The organism is Aminobacter sp. P4_H6_2 (genome assembly GCF_056400805.1).
On record NZ_JBFUKO010000452.1, the window covers coordinates 1 to 4,529 of the forward strand.

The window sequence follows — 4,529 nt, forward strand, 5'->3', positions numbered from 1 at the left end:
CTTTTGTTGCCTTCGATGATCCAGCGGCGGCGCAGCACTGCAAAATCGTGGTTGTTGCCGCTCACCGAAAGCGAAATCACGTCGCCCGTTTGGCATTCCACAGAAAGCTTGAGTACCCCGAGTGTACCGTCCAGGCCCGCCTTCGCGGCATACACCCTGGCCGAACCTGTCAGCACGACATCGACCTTCTGGCCTGTTGCRCTGCCGCTGAGACTCGGTGATTGATCTGGCTGATGCCCCGGTCCGTCATTTGAAGGAGTTCTTGCCATGGTATGGCGTCTCTCTAAGATCGTGATGTGTCTTTGTCTTGCAGCTTTCGCCTTTCTTGTGGCGTTCGGCAATATCACCGACTACGGCTCCAATTTCGCCTTCGTCCAGCATGTCTTGAGCATGGACACCACTTTCCCGGGCAATGCCATCATGTACCGGGCGATCACCAACCCGACGCTATGGAGCATCGGTTACTGGCTGATCATATTTGGCGAGGCGCTGACCTGCCTGCTTTTCGTCATCGCCGCTTGGAAGCTCTGGCAGGCARAATACGGCTCCGCCCAACAATTCAACAATGCCAAGAGCTTCGTTCCGATTGCCGTGACGATGGGGTTTCTCGTCTGGTTTTTCGGCTTCATGGTCATCGGCGGCGAATGGTTCGGCATGTGGCAGTCGAGCACCTGGAACGGGCAGGAGGCGGCATTCAAGTTTTACATGACGATGCTGGCGGTGCTGATCTACGTCAATCAGCCCGATCGCGAGCTGGCCTGAAGTTGTTTGAATTGCGTTTGACCGTTCGAAGCAGCGCGGCGAAAGCCGGGACAAAAGCTTAGCGATATCTTGACGTTCGCTGCCCTGTTTCGGATGGTTGGCGGGAGCGGGAAGCCGCACCAAGGCTTGCCTGCCTCATTCACTCGCCCGGGGAGGGGAATTCCGGGCACAATCAGGGAAGAGAATTGGCAATGACAATGCTTTACGTCGTCATCGCCTGCGGCCTGCTATCTGTCCTTTACGCCATATGGGCGACGCAGTCGGTGCTTGCATCCGACCAGGGCAATGCGCGCATGCAGGAAATCTCCGCCGCCATCCGAGAAGGTGCGCAGGCATATCTGGCCCGCCAATACACCACCATCGCCATCGTCGGCGTCGTTGTGTTCCTGCTCGCTTGGTGGCTGCTTTCCGCAACCGCGGCGATCGGCTTTTTGATTGGTGCAGTGCTTTCGGGGGCAGCCGGCTTCATCGGCATGCATGTTTCGGTCCGGGCCAATGTGCGCACCGCACAGGCCGCCTCCAACAGTCTCGCCGCCGGCCTCGACATCGCCTTCAAGTCGGGCGCTATCACCGGCATGCTGGTGGCTGGCCTCGCTTTGCTTGGCGTCTCCGTCTACTACCTCATCCTGACCGGGCCCATGGGGCATGCGCCTGCTGACCGCATCGTCATCGACTCGCTGGTAGCTCTCGGCTTCGGCGCCTCGCTGATTTCGATCTTCGCCCGTCTCGGCGGCGGCATCTTTACCAAGGGTGCGGATGTCGGCGGCGATCTCGTCGGCAAGGTCGAAGCCGGTATTCCCGAAGACGATCCACGCAACCCTGCCACAATCGCCGACAACGTTGGCGACAATGTCGGCGACTGCGCCGGCATGGCTGCCGACCTGTTTGAGACCTATGCCGTGACGGTCGTCGCCACCATGGTTCTCGGCGCGATCTTCTTTGGCGGCACTGAAATCTTGTCCAACGTGATGCTCTACCCGCTCGCCATCTGCGGTGCCTGCATCATCACCTCGATCGTCGGCACGTTTTTCGTCAAGCTCGGCGCCAATGGCTCGATCATGGGCGCGCTCTACAAGGGCCTGATCGTCACCGGCCTGTTGTCCATCATCGGCCTCGGCGCGGCAACGTCGCTGACCGTTGGCTGGGGTGAGATCGGCACCGGGGGTGGCGTGCTGATCACAGGCAAGAACCTGTTCATCTGCGGCCTCATCGGCCTCGTGGTGACCGGGCTCATCGTCGTCATCACCGAATACTACACCGGCACCAACAAGCGCCCGGTCAATTCGATCGCCCAGGCTTCGGTCACCGGCCACGGCACCAACGTCATCCAAGGTCTGGCCGTGTCGCTCGAATCGACCGCTCTTCCGGCGATCGTCATCGTCGGCGGCATCATCTCGACCTTCCAGCTAGCGGGCCTGTTCGGAACGGCAATCGCTGTGACCACCATGCTGGGACTTGCCGGCATGATCGTGGCCCTCGATGCCTTCGGCCCGGTCACCGACAATGCCGGCGGCATTGCCGAAATGGCCGGCCTGCCCAAGGAAGTGCGTCATTCGACCGACGCGCTCGACGCTGTCGGCAACACGACCAAGGCTGTGACCAAGGGCTATGCCATCGGCTCGGCGGGCCTCGGTGCGCTGGTGCTGTTTGCGGCCTATAGCTATGACCTGCAGTACTTTGCGGCGAACCCGACGCAGTTCCCGTACTTTGCTGACATGGGCACGGTGTCGTTCGACCTCTCCAACCCCTATGTCGTCGCCGGCCTGATCTTCGGCGGCATGATCCCTTACCTATTCGGCGGCATCGCAATGACCGCCGTCGGGCGTGCGGCAGGCTCGATCGTCGAGGAAGTGCGCAAGCAGTTCCGCGAGGATCCAGGCATCATGAAGGGCACTTCGAAGCCCAACTATGCCCGTGCTGTCGATCTGCTCACCAAGGCGGCGATCAAGGAAATGATCGTTCCTTCGCTGCTGCCGGTGCTGGCACCGCTGGTCGTCTATTTCGGCGTGCTCTTGATCTCGGGCTCCAAGGCTTCTGCCTTCGCCGCACTCGRTGCCTCGCTGCTCGGCGTCATCGTCAACGGCCTGTTCGTCGCCATCTCGATGACCTCGGGTGGTGGTGCCTGGGACAACGCCAAGAAATCGTTCGAAGACGGCTTCACCGACAAGGACGGCGTCAAGCACATGAAGGGTTCCGAGGCCCACAAGGCGTCGGTGACCGGCGATACGGTCGGCGATCCCTACAAGGACACCGCCGGTCCTGCGGTGAACCCGGCGATCAAGATCACCAACATCGTCGCACTTCTGCTTTTGGCTGTGCTTGCGCATAGTGGCGGCTAGTCCGGCATGCGGCTACGCCTGTGAACGATCGTGRGTGATCAAGCCCCGTCCGCATTGTGCGGGCGGGGTTTTCAGTTCAGGGGCAAAAAAAGACCCGCGGGATTGCTCCCGCGGGCTGTTGCCTGAGATTTTTGAAACCTGTCGGCGGATCAGCCGCCGCCCAAAATACTGCCCGCCGCGCTCTGTCCGATCTTGCCTGCACCGGAAAGCAGCTGGCCGAGGAAGTTCTGGTCCTTGCCGCCGGTAGGCGTCGTGCGCGAGATGAAGTCGAACACCTTGCCTTCCTGCATGCCGTAATTGGCGATGTTGGTGACACGGCCGTCGGCGCCGAAATAGACGGCGAGCACGCGCTGTTCGATGAGCTTGGGCTTGGCGAAGGCGACTGTGCGCTTCCGCGTCTGGGAGATGTAGTAAAACACCTCGTTGTCGAAAGTCGCGGTCGTCGAGGGCGTACCGAGCGCAAGCAGAACCTGCTCGCGGCTCGAACCCACCGGCACGGAATCGATCGACTGCTGATCGATGACGTAACCCTGGGTCAGCGTTTCGCTGGGGCTCAGATCACCGAACGTCTTGGAGGTGTTGCATGCCGAAAGCGCGGCAGCCGCCACAATCAGCGATACAGCGCTTGCCGGACGCAACGAAAATGGCATCTTGAATTTCAGCGAGTGCAACAACAACTCCATCCTGTCGTGCCAGCGCCCTGCTTGCGCGGAGCCGCAAAACCGGTAAACCAGCTTGCGCGCCGATGCAACAAGGCCACTGTGCGAAACGGGTCCCCGGGAGACCGCCCTCAAATGTTCCAGCGTCTGTTTGGGCGTCACCGCCAAGCCAATCGCGCCATCACCGAGGCGCTCTATACACGAATCGTGGCAGCCGCGCGGCAGGAGCCATTTTATTCGGCGTGGAATGTGCCCGACACGCCGCTTGGCCGTTTCGAGATGCTTTCGCTGCATATGTTCCTGTTTCTGCACCGCCTGYGCGGCGAGGCAGGCGCTTCGGCTGAGATCGCGCAATTGCTGATCGACGAATTCTTCCTCGACGTCGACCATTCGCTGCGCGAGCTGGGAATCAGCGATGTCGGCGTGCCCAAGCGCATGAAAAAACTGGCGAAAATGTTCTACGGCCGCACCGAATCCTACAAGGATGCGCTCGAACGCGACGATCACGCGGCGTTTGCTGCAGCCCTTTTACGCAACGTGCGCCCAGACGTGAAAGAATGGCCGGAAGCCGCGGCCCTTGCCGAATACGTCTTTGCGGCGAATCGCACCCTTGCCGCCCAGCCTTCGGAAGACATATGTGCCGGCAAACTGACTTATCCGGTGCCCATGCAGCCTGAAGGAGGCCACCCATGAAGCTCGTCGAAACCTCAAGCCCGGTTTCCTTCTTGGTAAACGTCTCGAGAATGCCGCAGCGAGGCATGTCCGCTAT

At 60.6% G+C, this 4,529-nt stretch carries 5 protein-coding genes; 3 read left to right on the forward strand and 2 right to left on the reverse strand.

Features of this window, described 5'->3' with window-relative positions; translation table 11 throughout:
• Nucleotides 1–269: hypothetical protein (locus AC1DUU_RS24085; protein ID WP_476785901.1), on the reverse strand; the 269-nt coding region annotated here is incomplete at its 3' end.
• On the opposite strand from AC1DUU_RS24085, the gene AC1DUU_RS24090 reads away from it, so the two are divergent.
• Nucleotides 268–762: a DUF2165 family protein gene (locus tag AC1DUU_RS24090; RefSeq protein WP_476785902.1), complete on the forward strand. Its 495-nt coding sequence runs from the start codon at nucleotides 268–270 to the stop codon at nucleotides 760–762. The genes AC1DUU_RS24085 and AC1DUU_RS24090 overlap by 2 nt on opposite strands.
• A 191-nt stretch (nucleotides 763–953) precedes the next feature.
• Entirely contained in the window at nucleotides 954–3,101 is a 2,148-nt protein-coding gene (locus tag AC1DUU_RS24095; protein WP_476785903.1) for a sodium-translocating pyrophosphatase, read from the forward strand.
• A gap of 149 nt (nucleotides 3,102–3,250) precedes the next feature.
• Here the strand turns inward: AC1DUU_RS24095 and AC1DUU_RS24100 are convergent, their stop codons facing one another.
• Nucleotides 3,251–3,784 (reverse strand): outer membrane protein assembly factor BamE, encoded by a 534-nt coding sequence (locus AC1DUU_RS24100; RefSeq protein WP_476785904.1) that lies wholly within the window; start codon nucleotides 3,782–3,784, stop codon nucleotides 3,251–3,253.
• 111 nt (nucleotides 3,785–3,895) lie between these two features.
• Here AC1DUU_RS24100 and AC1DUU_RS24105 point away from each other — a divergent pair, with 111 nt between their 5' ends.
• Nucleotides 3,896–4,453 carry a ubiquinol-cytochrome C chaperone family protein gene (locus AC1DUU_RS24105; RefSeq protein ID WP_476785905.1) on the forward strand — a complete coding sequence of 186 codons (558 nt, stop codon included), beginning with the start codon at nucleotides 3,896–3,898 and terminating at the stop codon, nucleotides 4,451–4,453.
• Nucleotides 4,454–4,529 lie beyond the last annotated feature (76 nt).

Coding starts and splice junctions, on each gene's coding strand:
- AC1DUU_RS24100 (WP_476785904.1), bottom strand. CDS start 3,784: ATGGAGTTGTTGTTGCACTCGCTGAAATTCAAGATGCCATTTTCGTTG.